Here is a 13,991-nt window from a genome sequence, read left to right as displayed (position 1 = left end):
GTGTCCCGACCGGCCGCGCGCGGTGAGGACGCATGCTAGTGCGCCCGGCCCGCGAAGGGACCGGGCGTGCGGGGGCCCGGATCGGCCGTCCGGCCGCTTCCCGCCGGGGCCGTGCGCGCCGGGGCGGGCGCGTGCCGCTCCGCCGCGTCACCCGGGCGTGGGCGCGTCCCCGCCGGCTTGACGGACCGCCGCGCGGGGGCGGCGTAGGTCACCCCTGCGCGGCTGTTCCATCCGTCCGGGGGAGGGGTTCTCCGGGCTGCTCCGGGCCCTGCGCCGGCTGCGGGTTCCGGCCTTCACCCGGGGCCGGCGCGGCGAGGTCGGCCAGCAGGGCGCGGGCCAGGTCCAGTTCGGCCAGGTGCTGACGTTCGCTCCAGCGCAGGACCAGCGTCGGGAAGGCCCACTCCGCCACGTCCGCCGCGTGCTCCATGGCCTCCCGTACGGCGGCCAACTCCCCCCGGGTGCGCTCCATGTGGTCCGTCACCATCGCGCGCAGCCGCTCGGGCTCCGCCAGGTGCCCCAGCCAGATCCGCAGCAGCAGTCCGTGCTTGAGCACCGGCGGGCCCGCCTGCGCGGTGTCGCCCGCCCAGCCGGTGAGGGCCTCGCGGCCCGCGTCGGTGATCGCGTAGCGGCGTTTGGCGCGCGCCTCCTCGGGTCCCGAGCGCACGGAGACCGCGTACCCCAGGTCCTCCAGTCGCCTCAGTTCCGCGTAGATCTGGCTGATGGCGGGTGACCAGTAGAAGAAACGGAGGGAGGAGTCCGCCCACTTCTTCAGCTCGTACCCGGTGCGCTCGCCGGGGAACGACAGCAGACCGAGCACCGCCCACGCGGTGGGCGGGAGGTCTTGCTTCTTCGGTTCCTGACTACTAGTCATATTCCGAATCGAAGTGAGACCGGGCACGGGACGCAACCCTGGAGGCATCGTGAAATTCTCCGTGATCTTCGAAGCGCAGTTGGCCGACCCGACCGTGGAACGGGAGCACCAGGTCATCCGTGACTGCGTCGAGCAGGCGGTACTGGCCGAACGCATGGGATTCGACCGGATCTGGGCCGTTGAGCACCACTCGCTGAAGTGGTACGCCCACATGAGCGCACCTGAGATCTTCTTGACGTGGGTAGCGGCCCGGACGCACACCATACGCATCGGGCACGGAGTCGTGTGCATGCCGTTCAACTTCAACCATCCGGTCCGGGTCGCCGAGCGCGCGGCCATGCTCGACCTGCTGTCCGGGGGTCGGCTCGACCTCGGGGCCGGGCGCGGCGGGACGGAACAGGAGACCTCACTGTGCGGGGTCGACCGGGAGCGGACCACCGCCGAGGTCGAGGAGGCGCTGCGGATCATCGGACGGGCCTGGCAGGAGGAGGAGCTGGAGTACCACGGCGAGCTGCTCGACATCGCGCCGCACCCGATCCTGCCGCGTCCGGCCCAGGCCCCCCATCCGCCGCTGTTCCTGGCGTGCAGCCGGGGCGAGACCCTGGTGCGGGCGGCCGAGCTGGGGATCGGGGCGCTGGTGATGGGCTTCGCGGGGCCGGAGTCGATCGCGGGGATGCGGGCCGTCTACGACGCGGCGATCGCGGGGCGGGACGGCAGCGCCTTCGTGTCCACGGTGGTCAACGACCACTTCTCGGTGCTCTGCCCGACGATCGTGCTGGAGGACCCGGAGGAGGCCCGCCGGGTGGGGATCCGGGGCCAGCGGTTCTTCGCGCAGTCCATCGGGCACTGGTACGGGGGCGCCGGTGTCCCGGACGAGGCGGTGGAGGCGGGCGCCGACGAGGAGGCCGGGATGCGCCGGGCCGCGGAGCAGGTCGTGGCGCGGTTGCACGAGCTGGACATCCCCGTCCGGCCCACGGCGACGGCCACCTTCAACCCCGACCACGCCTACGGCGGCGCGGGCGACGCCATCGCGTACGTGGAGCGGTTGGAGGCCGCCGGCGCGGATGAGGTGATGTGTCTCATCCAAATGGGCACCGTGCCGCAGGAGGCGTGCTTGGAAACCATTCGACAGTGGGGCGAAAAGGTCATTCCACACTTCTCCGGTCGCTGAGTGCGAACAAGGGGACACGCGCTGCTGCGCGGAGCCGCGTCAAAAGATGCGGAGTGATGGCTTCCATGCTCGGTGACGGGAAGAATTCCGGTAAGGAAGGGGGTGGCGCAGGATAATTTCCTGAGTTTCCTCTTGAGTGGGAGAGCCTCCCATGCCTACCCTGTGCCGACGTGAGGTTCTCCCGTGGAGGAAGTGACATGACGGAAACTCTTGTGCCGGGTGCCGGCGGTGCCGTGATAACCGCTGGCGCGCGGGTGGTCGACCACCCGGCGTGGCCCGAGCTCAAGGCCGCCGTGGAGGAGATTCGTCCCTGGCAGAGCGCGGACGGCTCCATCGACTTCGAGGCGGAGGGGGCGCACGCCCGCGCCACCGTCATGGCCGCCGTGGAGCGCGTGATCGCCGCGGTCGAGACGCTGTCGCCGCTGCTCCCGCACGCCACCGCGTACCACGAGGCCCTCGTCGCCGACCTGCGCAAGTGGGCCGCCGACGACTTCCGCGTACCGGACTTCCTCGACTCCCTGCTGGCCTTCCAGCCGGCCGCCGAGCGCGCCGACGGGCTCCAGCACCTCGTGGTGTTCCCGATGTACACGCAGAACGGCAACCCGGACCGCAACCTGGAGGCCGTCGCGCTCAAGATGGTGTGGCCCGACTGGCTCGCCGAGCTGGAGCGCACCCGCTACGACAACCCGCTCTTCCTCGGCATCACCTTCGAGGACTTCACCCCGGGCTACGACACCAACTCCGCCGTCCTCTTCCCGGAGACCATCGCCGTCCGCGAGGCCCCCGAGCGCTTCACCTGGGGCGGCATCTTCTGTGACCGCGAGGCCGCGCGGTACCGCAAGGTGACCGCCGCCGCCGTGGACATCCTCGGCATCGAGCTGCCCGAGGACATCGCCGCCATGGTCGAGGACCAGGAGCGCTGCGAGAAGGCCTTCGTCCTGTGGGACATGGTCCACGACCGCACCCACAGCCACGGCGACCTGCCCTTCGACCCGTTCATGATCAAGCAGCGCCAGCCGTTCTGGATGTACGGCCTGGAGGAGCTGCGCTGCGACCTCACCGCCTTCAAGGAGGCCGTGAAGCTGGAGTCCGAGGGCAACGAGCACGGCCGTGACGTGCAGTACGCCGTCCTCTTCGACCGGATGTTCCGCTTCCCGGTGTCCGGCGACCGCAACCGCAACTACGACGGCCTCGGCGGCCAGCTGCTCTTCGCCTACCTCCACAAGCACGACGTCGTGCGCTGGACGGACAACAAGCTGAAGATCGACTGGATGCGCGCCCCGCAGGTCACCAACCAGCTCTGCGCGGAGATCGAGGACCTGTACCGGGCCGGCATCGACCGTCCGAAGCTCGTCCACTGGTTCAAGGCGTACGAGCTCGTCTCCACCTACCTGGCCCCCCACCCGGGATCCAAGTGGGCCAAGGGCCCCGACGCCCTCGACACGACGCAGCCGCCGCGCAAGCTCGTGGACGACGTGCTTCCGGACGAGTTTCCGCTCAGCATGTTCTACGAGGCCCTCGCCAAGAAGCTCAAGGGTGTGATCGCCTCCACCAAGGGCATCACCGCCCTGAACGCCGAGACGGCCGCCCGGGCCGCCGCATGAGCACCGCTCCGCAGGAGGATGCACAGATGAACGGCTCCGTGAACGGCAACGGCAAGCTCCACGGAGCGGTGGTCGCGGTGGCGGGCGCCGGCGGCCCCGCCGGACGCGCCACGCTGCTCCGCCTCGCCGAGGCGGGCGCGGTGGTCGTGGCCTCCGACGCCGATCCGGCGCGCCTCGCCGAGGCCGTCGACGCGGCCCGCTACGCCCACGGCGGCGCCACCATCACCGGTGACACCGTCGACCTGCTCGACCTGGACGCCACCAAGGCGTGGGCCGAGCACACCGAGAAGGAGTTCGGCCGCCTCGACGGGGTCGTCCACCTGGTCGGCGGCTGGCGCGGCAGCAAGACGTTCACCGACGTGGACCTCGCGGACTGGGACTTCCTGGAGAAGCTCCTCATCCGCACCGTCCAGCACACCTCGCTCGCCTTCCACGACGGTCTGCTGCGCAGCGACATCGGCCGGTACGTGCTGATCAGCCAGTCCGGCGCGCACAAGCCGGTCGCCAACAACGCCGCCTACAACGCCGGCAAGGCGGCCGCCGAGGCCTGGACCCTCGCCATGGCGGACTCCTTCCGCAAGGCGGGCGGCGAGGACGGCCCGCAGGCCGCGGCTGCGATCCTGGTCATCAAGGCACTGGTGCACGACGCGATGCGCGCGGAGCGCCCCACTGCGAAGTTCGCGGGCTTCACCGACGTCACGGAGCTGGCCGAGGCCATCGCGGGCGTGTGGGAGCGGCCCGCCTCCGAGGTGAACGGACAGCGTCTGTGGCTCACTCCGCAACCGTGAGGACCGATGTCGTGAAGACCGACGCGCGACGCCACCACGACCCCGCGGTGCGCGGGTTCGCGAGCGACAACTACGCCGGGGTGCACCCGGAGGTCCTCGCGGCCATCGCCCTCGCCAACGGCGGTCACCAGGTGTCGTACGGCGAGGACGAGTACACCGAGAACCTGCAGAAGGTCTTCCGCAGCCACTTCGGGCCGTACGCGGAAACCTTCCCGGTCTTCAACGGCACGGGCGCCAACGTCGTCGCCCTCCAGGCCATGACCGACCGGTGGGGCGCCGTGATCTGCGCCAAGTCCGCCCACATCAACGTGGACGAGGGCGGCGCCCCCGAGCGCATGGCCGGCCTCAAGCTGCTCACCGTTCCCACACCGGACGGCAAGCTCACCCCCGAGCTGATCGACCAGGAGGCCTGGGGCTTCGACGACGAGCACCGGGCCATGCCCCAGGTCGTCTCGATCACCCAGAACACCGAGCTCGGCACGGTCTACACGCCGGACGAGATCAAGGCGATCTGTGAGCACGCCCACGGCCTCGGCATGAAGGTGCACCTCGACGGCGCTCGCATAGCCAACGCGGCGGCCTCGCTCGACGTGCCGATGCGCACCTTCACGAACACGGTCGGCGTGGACGTGCTGTCGTACGGCGGCACCAAGAACGGCATGATGTTCGGCGAGGCCGTGGTCGTGCTGAACCCGGACGCCGTACGGAAGATGAAGCACATCCGCAAGATGTCGATGCAGCTCGCGTCCAAGATGCGCTTCGTCTCCGTCCAGCTGGAGGCGCTGCTCGCCAAGGACCTGTGGCTGCGCAACGCCCGCCACGGCAACGCCATGGCGCAGCGGCTCGCGGCCGGCGTGAGGGAGACCGACGGGGTGGAGATCCTCTACCCGGTGCAGGCCAACGCGGTGTTCGCCCGGCTTCCGCACGAGGTCACCCGGCGGCTCCAGGAGCGCTACCGCTTCTACTTCTGGGACGAGGCCGCCGGTGACGTCCGCTGGATGTGCGGTTTCGACACCCAGGAGGAGGACGTGGACGGCTTCCTCCAGGCGCTGAAGGAAGAGCTCGCGCGCTGACCTGACCCGGAAATAATCAATAGGCATGCGTCGCGACGCATAGATATGCTCCTGGATCATGGAAATGATCCAGGAGCACGCCGACCTCGCCGCCTATCTCGTGGCCGACGAGGCCGTGGACCACGAACACCCCTTCGTGCGCGAGACCGCCGACGCCCTGTGGACGGCCACCGGCGACGACCGGACCTACGCCGAAGTGGCCTACGGCTTCGTCCGCGACACCGTCGGACACTCGGCCGACACCGGTGACGAGCGCGTCGCCTGGCGGGCCTCCGACGTCCTGCGCACGCGCAACGGCATCTGCCTGGCCAAGTCCCACGCCCTCGCCGCGCTCCTGCGCGCCCGGGGCATCCCCGCGGCCCTCTGCTACCAGCGGCTCCTCGCCGACGACGGCGCCGCGCACGTCATCCACGGCCTGATCGCCCTGCGGCTGCCCGGCGCCATCCGTTGGTCCCGGCTCGACGCCCGGGGCAACAAGCCGGGCGTCGACGCCCGCTTCGACCTGGACCGGGAACGGCTCGCCTTCCCCGTGCGCCCGGAGCTCGGCGAGAGCGACTACCCCCAGCTGTACGCCGCCCCGCACCCGGCCGCCCTCAGGGCGCTCCGGGAGTCCCCCGACCGGACGCGGCTCTGGCGGGCCCTGCCGACGACCCTGTGACGACCTCCGGTCCGGGCCCGCGGGTCGCCACCAGGAGGTGCAGGGCGGCGGCCACGAGCTGGAGCACCGCGATCCCGAGCAGCAGTGTCCACGCCGGGGCGGCGGCCGTCAGCCCCACGAGGGCGGCGCCCGCCGAGGCCGCCGTCAGCTTCAGTCCCGCCCCCAGGGTGAACACCTGGGCCCGCACCCCGTCCGGCGCGTAGCGGGAACGGATCCGCAGCGTCGCCGTCAGCAGCGGACCGTCGCACACCCCCGCCACCGCGAACAGCGCGGCCGTCACGGGCACCGAAGGGGCGATCGCGGCCGCCGCCAGGGCCACGCCCGTCCCCGCCATCGCCCAACGGGCCAGCCGACCCGGCGCCACGGAGGTGATCCTGCCCAGCGTCAACGAACCGGCCAGCGCGCCCACCGCGAAGGCCGTCATCAGGACCCCGCCCGCGCCCGGAGTGCCGAGCTCCGCGGCCAGCAGCACCGACCCGGTCGTCAGCGCCCCGACACCGACGAAGGCCAGCGTCGTCGCAGAGGTGACGGCCCGCAGCTCCCGCACCCGCCACAACGCGGCGAGGCCCGCACCGAGCCCGGCCCGGGGGCCGTCCTGCGGCCGGGCCGCGCCCGGGGCCTCGTACGGGAGGGTCGCCGCCAGGAGCGCCGCCAGGGCGCCGGAGACGGTCAGCAAGGCCATCGCGGGGCCGGCCGATGCCAGTGCCGTGATCGTGCCGACGGCGGCGGGCGCCGTGACCGCCGCCGCGTTGTACGTGGACGCGTCCCAGCCGTACGCACGGTCGCGCCCCGGCCCCTCCGGCACCAACGAGGCGACGAGGCTGGACAGCCCGCCCGTCACCATCGGCCCGCAGGTTCCCCCCAGCACCGCCACGGCCAGTACGACCGGCCACGGGGCCCGCCCCAGCAGCGCGGCCAGCGCGGCCGTCGCGGCCGTGAACCCGGCCAGCGCGCCCACGTGGAACAGCCGCGGCCGCCGGGTGCGGGCGGCGGCGGCGCCCGCGAGGGGCGCCGCCAGGACGTGCGGGGCCAGCCAGGCCGTCAGGACGAACGCCCCGTGCGCCGCGCTCCCCGTGCGTTCCAGGGCCAGCAGCACCACCGCCATGCCCATGCCCTCGGATGCGAACCGCGCCGCCAGCGCCGCCCCCACGTACCTGCCGAACCCGCCCATGCCCCGGACCCCCTCCAGTACCGACCCGCACCGCGTGTAACGTGTTGTCGCAGAAAGACGTTACGTCATGTGGGTGTACGGCGAAAGGATCCGGCGATGGCGGGCGCACGGAACAGCGACGGTCCGGCGGGCGAGGGCTTCTCTGCGGTCCGGCGGCTGATCGCATGCTCGGAGGCGGTCCGCGCCGATCCCGGACTCGGGCGGGACGGTCTCGCGGCCCTCCTGGCCCGGCACGGCGAACACCCGGCCGACCTGACCCCCGAGGCCTTCGGCGAGGCGGACGCGGTCGAACTCCGGGCCGCCGCGCTCCGCATGGCCGGGGTGATCGCCGAGACGGACGAGGACCGCACCGCCGAGGCCCTCAACGTCCTGCTGGAGGAGTGCGGGACCCGGCCCCGGCTGACCCGGCACGACGGCCACCCCTGGCACCTGCACGTCGACCGCGGCGACGGGGCCCACTGGGGCGACTGGTTCCTGGCCTCCGGCGCCCTCGCCCTGGCCCAGTTGCTCACCGAGCACGGGCGCGTCGTCTGGGGGGCCTGCGCCGCCGCGGGCTGCGGCCGGCTCTTCCTCGGGGCGGGCCCCGGCAGCGTCCGCCGCTACTGCTCCTCCACCTGCTCCACACGCGCCCGCGTCGCGGCACACCGGCGCCGCAGGCGCGAGGGGGATCGGGAGGGAGGGGCGGGGGCGCCTTGAGGCGCCGACGCCCCCTACGCCGCGTACGGGACGTCCCGCCGTATCGGCGCACCGGGGGCATCGCGGGGTGTTCGGTGGGGCATCCGGTGGGGCGGGCCGAAGTGGCCCGCCCCACCCGTCGTACGGCTCACACGGTCTTGATGCCGCCGCCCTCGACCACGTAGTCGGCGCCCGTGACGCTCGCCGCGCGGTCCGAGGCGAGGAACAGGACGACGGACGCGACCTCTTCGGGCTCGACCATGCGGCCGGTGGTCATGCCCATGGACGCGGGTACGCCGGTCAGGAACTCGCGGTGCTCGACGCCGTTCGTCCGGGCGAGGAGCGCGCCGAAGCCGTCCTCGCCCTCCCATATGGCGGTGCGCGTGGGGCCGGGGGAGACCGTGTTCACGCGGACGCCCCGGGGGCCGAACTCCTCCGACAGCGACTTCCCGAAGGCGTTGAGGCCCGCCTTCGCGGCGCTGTACTCGACGGGGCCCGTGGCCGGCAGGCGGGCGCACATCGAGGAGATGTTCACGATCGACCCTCGGCGCTCCAGGATGCTCGGCAGCAGCCCGCGGGTGACGCGGACCGTGCCGAACAGGTTGACCTCGAAGCTGTGCGCCCACAGGGCGTCGTCGGTCGCGAGGAACCCGTCGAGGTTGAACTCGTCCCCACCGCCCAGGTTGTTGACCAGGATGTCCACGCCACCGAGTTCCGCGAGGGCCCGCACCGCCAGTTCCCGCGCGCCCTCCGGCGTGCTCAGGTCCACCGGGACGGGGTGGCCGCCGGTCTCCTCGAATTCGGCCGTGATCGTACGGGCCGCGCCGACCACGCGGACCCCCTCGGCGACGAGCTGCCGGGTGATCGCGAGGCCGACGCCCCGGCCGGCCCCGGTGACGACGGCGGTCTTTCCCGCGAGAGCGAGATCCATGACGGACTCCTTCAGAGTTTTTGAATTACAGGTACAAAACAAGGTCATGAAAAAGGCGGCCGCCGGGACGGCCCGTGTCGTACGTACTAGAGCGAAGCCACCGCCGCGTCCACGACCCGCTTCAACTGCGAGGCGTCCTCCGCGGTCTTCGCCAGCACCCGCATGCCGATCACGGTCGCGAGCAGCCAGGAGGCCGTTGCGGCCGCGTCGCGGCCGGTGTCGATCTCGCCGGCGCGCTGCCCCTCCTCGACGGTCGCCCGGAAGGCGCCCTCGGTGCGCGCGAACATCTTGCGCACCGTGTCGGTCGTCCAGGGGTCGGACGGCGCCGATTCGGCGGCGGTGTTGACCGCCATGCAGCCGCGCCGGTCCGGGTCGCCCAGGTCGAGCTCGACCAGGGCCTCCAGCGCGCCGCGCAGCCGGTCCTTGGCCGAACCGGGGTGGTCGAGCAGTTCCGTCAACCACGCCGCCTGCGCGTCCCGGTAGCGGGCGAGTGCCCGCTCGAACAGCGCCTGCTTGCTGCCGAAGGTGTTGTAGAGGCTGCCCTTGCCGATGCCGATCTCGTCCACGAGGTCCTGGGGTGTCGTCGCCCCGTACCCCTTGCGCCAGAACACGTCCATCGCGCGCTCCACCGCCACGTCCGGATCGAACTGCTTCGGTCTGCCCATGGCGTTACCGTAGCAGCGTTTTTGACCTTGAGGTCAAATAATGGTCCGGAGTCCGCCGGTCGAGATGATCGAATCGATCAGGGCCATCGCAGACCCGTCGAAGGATGCCGCGTCCCGGAAGGGAGCCGCCCGGGAGTGCCGGGCGGCGGGCCCTCGCGACCGGGTGGTCCCTCAGCCTGCTTCCTTGACCTGCGCGGCCGTCGGGGCCGTGCCGCCGAGGTGGGCCGGCAGCCACCACGAGTCCTCGGGACCGGCCGGCTTGGCCGGGTAGGCGCGCTGCGCCGCCTCCAGCAGCTCCTGCACCCGCTCGCGCAGCCGGCGGGTGATCGCCCCGGCGTACTGGTCGGACGGGGCCTCGATGGGCTCGCCGATCCGCATCGTCACCGGGATGTGGCTGCGCTTGAGGTTCTTCGGGCGCCCCTTGGTCCACAGCCGCTGCGTGCCCCACAGCGCCACCGGGATCAGCGGGACGCCGGCCTCCTGGGCCATCCGGGCCGCACCCGACTTGAAGCTCTTGAGCGTGAACGACTGGGAGATCGTCGCCTCCGGGAACACCCCGATGATCTCGCCGGACCGCAGGGAGTCCAGGGCGTGCTGGTAGGCGGACTCGCCCTGGGCGCGGTCCACGGGGATGTGCTTCATGGCGCGCATCAGGGGGCCGGACACCTTGTGTCGGAACACCGACTCCTTGGCCATGAAGCGCACCAGGCGCTTCTGCGGCCGCGCGGTGAGACCCGCGAAGATGAAGTCCAGGTAACCGATGTGGTTGGACACCAGGACCGCCCCGCCCTGGCGCGGGATGTTCTCGGTGCCCTTCATGTCGATGCGGATGTCCAGCGCACGGAAGAGGGTGTGCGCGGCGCCGATCACTGGGGGATAGACGAGCTCAGCCATGGTGGGGAGACCCCGCTTTCTGCCTGGGGAGGTGCTCCCGGCCGGAAGTTACGGAAGCGTAGGTACGCGACCATGTGGGGATCGTGCCCCAAACGGGGCCCGCAGGCCAGCCCAGACGGCCGCGCCCGGAGAGATTCTCGTCACGCGGGGAATGCCGCATGGCGCCCCGGCGCTGGGACAAGGGCTCCGCCGGGCAGCCGCCGGGCGGTTACGAACATACGGACAGGGTGGACGGGAGTACGCGTGCACGGGCACGGAGCGGACGACCACGGCGGCGGCGGGGGGTCTCGGACCGGCCGGGGGCGGGGCGGCCCCCTGGGCGCGGCCGAACTGGGGCGGGAGCCGGGGGAGCGGGCCAGCCTGGTCCAGTTCTCCACCGCCTTCTGCCAGCCCTGCCGGGCCACCCGGCGGATCCTCGCCGAGGTCGCGGGCCTGGTTCCCGGGGTCGCGCACATCGAGATCGACGCCGAGCGGAACCTGGACCTGGTGCGCGCCCTCGGCATCGCGAAGACCCCGACCGTGCTCGTCCTGGACGCGGCCGGCCGCGTCGTCCGCCGTGCCGAGGGGATGCCCCGCAAGGCCGATGTGATCGCCGCCCTCGGGGCGGCGGTGTGACGGGTGCGCCGGTGCGTGCGCCCGTACGGAGCGTGACGCGTCTGACATCTGACCGATCCGGCTTGACTGTGTACACGTGAGATCGTCAGGCTGACGACATGCGGTATGAACTCCTGCTTTACGGGCGGGTCCACGTGGACCTCGTCCGCCACGCGAGCGCGCGCTGTTGGGATCACTGAAGAATCCGGCCCCCCGATCCCCGACTGCGTCCGCGTTTCCCGCGGCAGAAGGAAGTCCTGCGATGACCGCCCAGACCACCCGGATGTCCTCCTCCGCGCCCGTCGGCGCCGATCGCTCCGGCCTGCCCGGCTCTCCCGACCTGCTGCGCTCCGTCTTCCGTCGCCACGCCGCCGGCGTCGCGGTGATCACCGCGGAGCTCGACGGCCGGCCCGCCGGATTCACGGCCACCTCCTTGAACTCGGTGTCCGCCGACCCGCCCCTGCTGTCCTTCACCATCGGCACGGGCTCCTCCAGCTGGCCCGCGGTGCGTGAGTCCGACCACCTCGGCGTGCACATACTCGGCGAGCACCAGAGCGAGCTGGCCGGGCTCTTCGCGACCAGCGGCGCCGACCGTTTCGGCCTGGACACCGGCTGGGTCCGGGGCCCGCACGGGGTCCCGTTGCTGGACGGCGTGCTCGCCTGGTTGGTGTGCCGGGTGGTGGCGAGGGTGCCCGCGGGCGCCCACCGTGTGATCATCGCGGAAGCGGTGGCCGGGGATCCGGCCGGGGAAGGCCGTCCGCTGCTCTACCACCAGGGGCGCTTCAACGCGTTGCGGGACTGAATCGTCCCTGTTGGGGCGGGTCGGGACGGCGTTGTCAAGGTCACAGTTCGGTGGCCTTGCACCTGGCGGGGACCCGAGGTGTACTGGCGAGTAACATTCCCATCGGAGCGCGGGCCGCCCCGACCGGGATCCGCCCGACGTGGCGCCTATGCTGCCTGCACAAGGCGGTACCAAAAAAGACGATGCGGTAGGAGAGCCGGCGTGAGCCTGAGGATCGTTGTCTGTGTGAAGTACGTGCCCGACGCCACCGGCGACCGGCAGTTCACCGAGGACCTGACCGTCAACCGTGACGACGTCGACGGCCTGCTGTCGGAGCTCGACGAGTACGCCGTCGAGCAGGCGCTGCAGATCGCCGACGAGGCGGACGACGCGGAGATCACCGTCCTGACCGTGGGTCCCGAGGACGCCAAGGACGCGCTGCGCAAGGCGCTGTCCATGGGTGCCGACAAGGCGATCCACGTCGAGGACGACGACCTGCACGGCTCCGACGTCATGGGCACCTCGCTGGTGCTGGCCAAGGCGATCGAGAAGGCCGGCTACGACCTGGTCATCGCGGGCATGGCCTCGACCGACGGCGTCATGGGCGTGCTGCCGGCCATCCTGGCCGAGCGTCTGGGCGTCCCGCAGGTCACCCTGCTCTCCGAGGTCAAGGTCGAGGACGGCGTCGTGACCGGCCGCCGCGACGGCGACTCCGCGAGCGAGCAGCTCCAGGCCTCCCTGCCCGCGCTCGTCTCGGTGACGGACCAGTCGGGTGAGGCCCGCTACCCGTCCTTCAAGGGCATCATGGCCGCCAAGAAGAAGCCGGTGGAGTCCTGGGACCTGTCGGACCTCGACCTGGAGGCCGAAGAGGTCGGCCTGGAAGGCTCCTGGACCGCGGTCGACTCCGCGACGCAGCGTCCCGCCCGCACCGCCGGCACGGTCGTCAAGGACGAGGGCGAGGGCGGCAAGCAGCTGGCCGAGTTCCTGGCCGGCCAGAAGTTCATCTGAGAACTTCGGCCATCCCCTCCCAGTCCCCAGATACTTCGCAATCGCAGGAGAGCAGTCCCATGGCTGAAGTTCTCGTCTTCGTCGACCACGCGGACGGTGCCGTCCGCAAGCCCACCCTCGAACTGCTGACGCTGGCCCGCCGCATCGGCGAGCCCGTCGCCGTCGCCCTGGGTGCCGGCGCGGCCGACACCGCCGCGGTCCTCGCCGAGCACGGCGCGGTCAAGGTCCTCACCGCCGACGCCCCCGAGTTCACCGACTACCTCGTCGTACCGAAGGTGGACGCGCTCCAGGCCGCCTACGACGCGGTCTCCCCGGTCGCCGTGCTCGTCCCGTCCTCCGCCGAGGGCAAGGAGATCGCCGCGCGCCTCGCCGTGCGCATCGGCTCCGGCATCATCACCGACGCCGTCGACCTGGAGGCGGGTGACGAGGGCCCGGTCGCGACGCAGGCCGCCTTCGCCGCGTCGTTCACCACCAAGTCCCGCGTGTCCAAGGGCACCCCGGTCATCACCGTGAAGCCGAACTCGGCCCCGGTCGAGGCCGCCCCGGCCGCCGGTGCCGTCGAGGCGCTCGCCGTCACCTTCGGCGCCCTGGCCACCGGTACCAAGGTCACCTCGCGCACCCCGCGCGAGTCCACCGGCCGTCCCGAGCTGACCGAGGCCGCGATCGTCGTCTCCGGTGGCCGCGGCGTCAACGGTGCCGAGAACTTCGGCATCATCGAGGCCCTCGCGGACTCCCTCGGTGCGGCCGTCGGCGCCTCGCGCGCCGCCGTGGACGCCGGTTGGTACCCGCACTCCAACCAGGTCGGCCAGACCGGCAAGTCGGTCTCCCCGCAGCTGTACATCGCCTCCGGCATCTCGGGCGCGATCCAGCACCGCGCGGGCATGCAGACCTCGAAGACCATCGTCGCCATCAACAAGGACGCCGAGGCCCCGATCTTCGACCTCGTCGACTACGGCGTGGTCGGCGACCTCTTCGCGGTCGTCCCCCAGCTGACCGAGCAGATCCAGGCCCGCAAGGGCTGACCTGCGGGGCAAGCAGTCTCCGGGGCCGTGTGGTGTTTGTCACCACACGGCCCCGAGTCGTTTCCGGCTCCGGGCGGAGGGACCA

15 protein-coding genes are annotated in these 13,991 nt (G+C 71.8%); 10 read left to right on the top strand and 5 right to left on the bottom strand.

The window, feature by feature from the left end:
• Positions 1–208: 208 nt before the first annotated feature.
• Entirely contained in the window at positions 209–871 is a 663-nt protein-coding gene (locus ACZ58N_RS02550; protein ID WP_471154665.1) for a PadR family transcriptional regulator, read from the bottom strand.
• A gap of 49 nt (positions 872–920) precedes the next feature.
• Here ACZ58N_RS02550 and ACZ58N_RS02545 point away from each other — a divergent pair, with 49 nt between their 5' ends.
• The 5 genes from ACZ58N_RS02545 to ACZ58N_RS02525 all read left to right on the top strand — a co-directional run bounded on the left by ACZ58N_RS02545 (position 921) and on the right by ACZ58N_RS02525 (position 6,165).
• A complete protein-coding gene (locus ACZ58N_RS02545) occupies positions 921–2,042 on the top strand; it encodes an LLM class flavin-dependent oxidoreductase (RefSeq protein ID WP_471154662.1) in 1,122 nt (373 codons plus the stop codon).
• Between the two features lie 197 nt (positions 2,043–2,239).
• On the top strand, positions 2,240–3,646 hold the full coding sequence (locus tag ACZ58N_RS02540; RefSeq protein ID WP_471154659.1) for a DUF6421 family protein: 1,407 nt from the start codon (positions 2,240–2,242) through the stop codon (positions 3,644–3,646).
• A gap of 26 nt (positions 3,647–3,672) precedes the next feature.
• Positions 3,673–4,434, top strand: a complete 762-nt coding sequence (locus tag ACZ58N_RS02535; protein ID WP_471154657.1) for an SDR family NAD(P)-dependent oxidoreductase — start codon at positions 3,673–3,675, stop codon at positions 4,432–4,434.
• 11 nt (positions 4,435–4,445) lie between these two features.
• On the top strand, positions 4,446–5,507 hold the full coding sequence (locus ACZ58N_RS02530) for a threonine aldolase family protein (protein ID WP_471154656.1): 1,062 nt from the start codon (positions 4,446–4,448) through the stop codon (positions 5,505–5,507).
• 58 nt (positions 5,508–5,565) lie between these two features.
• The gene (locus ACZ58N_RS02525) at positions 5,566–6,165 is read left to right on the top strand and encodes a transglutaminase-like domain-containing protein (protein ID WP_471154654.1); all 600 of its coding nucleotides are present in this window, start codon (positions 5,566–5,568) and stop codon (positions 6,163–6,165) included.
• On the opposite strand, the gene ACZ58N_RS02520 is transcribed toward ACZ58N_RS02525, so the two are convergent.
• Positions 6,101–7,336 carry an MFS transporter gene (locus ACZ58N_RS02520; RefSeq protein WP_471154652.1) on the bottom strand — a complete coding sequence of 412 codons (1,236 nt, stop codon included), beginning with the start codon at positions 7,334–7,336 and terminating at the stop codon, positions 6,101–6,103. The two genes, ACZ58N_RS02525 and ACZ58N_RS02520, sit on opposite strands and share 65 nt — an antisense overlap.
• 96 nt (positions 7,337–7,432) lie before the next feature.
• On the opposite strand from ACZ58N_RS02520, the gene ACZ58N_RS02515 reads away from it, so the two are divergent.
• Complete coding sequence (locus ACZ58N_RS02515) at positions 7,433–8,032, top strand: CGNR zinc finger domain-containing protein (protein ID WP_471154650.1); 600 nt, start codon at positions 7,433–7,435, stop codon at positions 8,030–8,032.
• Positions 8,033–8,159: 127 nt separating this feature from the next.
• Here the strand turns inward: ACZ58N_RS02515 and ACZ58N_RS02510 are convergent, their stop codons facing one another.
• From ACZ58N_RS02510 to ACZ58N_RS02500, 3 genes are all read right to left on the bottom strand, one after another.
• Positions 8,160–8,942, bottom strand: a complete 783-nt coding sequence (locus ACZ58N_RS02510) for an oxidoreductase (protein ID WP_471154648.1) — start codon at positions 8,940–8,942, stop codon at positions 8,160–8,162.
• Between the two features lie 86 nt (positions 8,943–9,028).
• Positions 9,029–9,607: a TetR/AcrR family transcriptional regulator gene (locus tag ACZ58N_RS02505; protein WP_471154646.1), complete on the bottom strand. Its 579-nt coding sequence runs from the start codon at positions 9,605–9,607 to the stop codon at positions 9,029–9,031.
• 171 nt (positions 9,608–9,778) lie between these two features.
• On the bottom strand, positions 9,779–10,501 hold the full coding sequence (locus ACZ58N_RS02500) for a lysophospholipid acyltransferase family protein (protein WP_471154643.1): 723 nt from the start codon (positions 10,499–10,501) through the stop codon (positions 9,779–9,781).
• A 315-nt stretch (positions 10,502–10,816) separates the two neighbouring features.
• Here ACZ58N_RS02500 and ACZ58N_RS02495 point away from each other — a divergent pair, with 315 nt between their 5' ends.
• The 4 genes from ACZ58N_RS02495 (at position 10,817) to ACZ58N_RS02480 (ending at position 13,906) form a co-directional block, all read left to right on the top strand.
• Complete coding sequence (locus ACZ58N_RS02495) at positions 10,817–11,116, top strand: thioredoxin family protein (protein WP_471155207.1); 300 nt, start codon at positions 10,817–10,819, stop codon at positions 11,114–11,116.
• Positions 11,117–11,378: 262 nt separating this feature from the next.
• Entirely contained in the window at positions 11,379–11,897 is a 519-nt protein-coding gene (locus tag ACZ58N_RS02490; protein ID WP_471155205.1) for a flavin reductase family protein, read from the top strand.
• A 201-nt stretch (positions 11,898–12,098) separates the two neighbouring features.
• Entirely contained in the window at positions 12,099–12,884 is a 786-nt protein-coding gene (locus ACZ58N_RS02485; RefSeq protein ID WP_471154641.1) for an electron transfer flavoprotein subunit beta/FixA family protein, read from the top strand.
• Positions 12,885–12,943: 59 nt separating this feature from the next.
• Entirely contained in the window at positions 12,944–13,906 is a 963-nt protein-coding gene (locus ACZ58N_RS02480; RefSeq protein WP_471154639.1) for an electron transfer flavoprotein subunit alpha/FixB family protein, read from the top strand.
• Positions 13,907–13,991 lie beyond the last annotated feature (85 nt).

Source organism: Streptomyces sp. NPDC040432 (genome assembly GCF_055595445.1).
This window is presented reverse-complemented; position numbering and strand designations above follow the sequence as displayed.

Bases quoted from the DNA above. Each gene is read 5' to 3' on its own strand.
- ACZ58N_RS02550 (WP_471154665.1), bottom strand. From the start codon at position 871: ATGACTAGTAGTCAGGAACCGAAGAAGCAAGACCTCCCGCCCACCGCG.
- ACZ58N_RS02540 (WP_471154659.1), top strand. From the start codon at position 2,240: ATGACGGAAACTCTTGTGCCGGGTGCCGGCGGTGCCGTGATAACCGCT.
- ACZ58N_RS02535 (WP_471154657.1), top strand. From the start codon at position 3,673: ATGAACGGCTCCGTGAACGGCAACGGCAAGCTCCACGGAGCGGTGGTC.
- ACZ58N_RS02525 (WP_471154654.1), top strand. From the start codon at position 5,566: ATGGAAATGATCCAGGAGCACGCCGACCTCGCCGCCTATCTCGTGGCC.
- ACZ58N_RS02520 (WP_471154652.1), bottom strand. From the start codon at position 7,336: ATGGGCGGGTTCGGCAGGTACGTGGGGGCGGCGCTGGCGGCGCGGTTC.
- ACZ58N_RS02515 (WP_471154650.1), top strand. From the start codon at position 7,433: ATGGCGGGCGCACGGAACAGCGACGGTCCGGCGGGCGAGGGCTTCTCT.
- ACZ58N_RS02510 (WP_471154648.1), bottom strand. From the start codon at position 8,942: ATGGATCTCGCTCTCGCGGGAAAGACCGCCGTCGTCACCGGGGCCGGC.
- ACZ58N_RS02505 (WP_471154646.1), bottom strand. From the start codon at position 9,607: ATGGGCAGACCGAAGCAGTTCGATCCGGACGTGGCGGTGGAGCGCGCG.
- ACZ58N_RS02500 (WP_471154643.1), bottom strand. From the start codon at position 10,501: ATGGCTGAGCTCGTCTATCCCCCAGTGATCGGCGCCGCGCACACCCTC.
- ACZ58N_RS02490 (WP_471155205.1), top strand. From the start codon at position 11,379: ATGTCCTCCTCCGCGCCCGTCGGCGCCGATCGCTCCGGCCTGCCCGGC.
- ACZ58N_RS02480 (WP_471154639.1), top strand. From the start codon at position 12,944: ATGGCTGAAGTTCTCGTCTTCGTCGACCACGCGGACGGTGCCGTCCGC.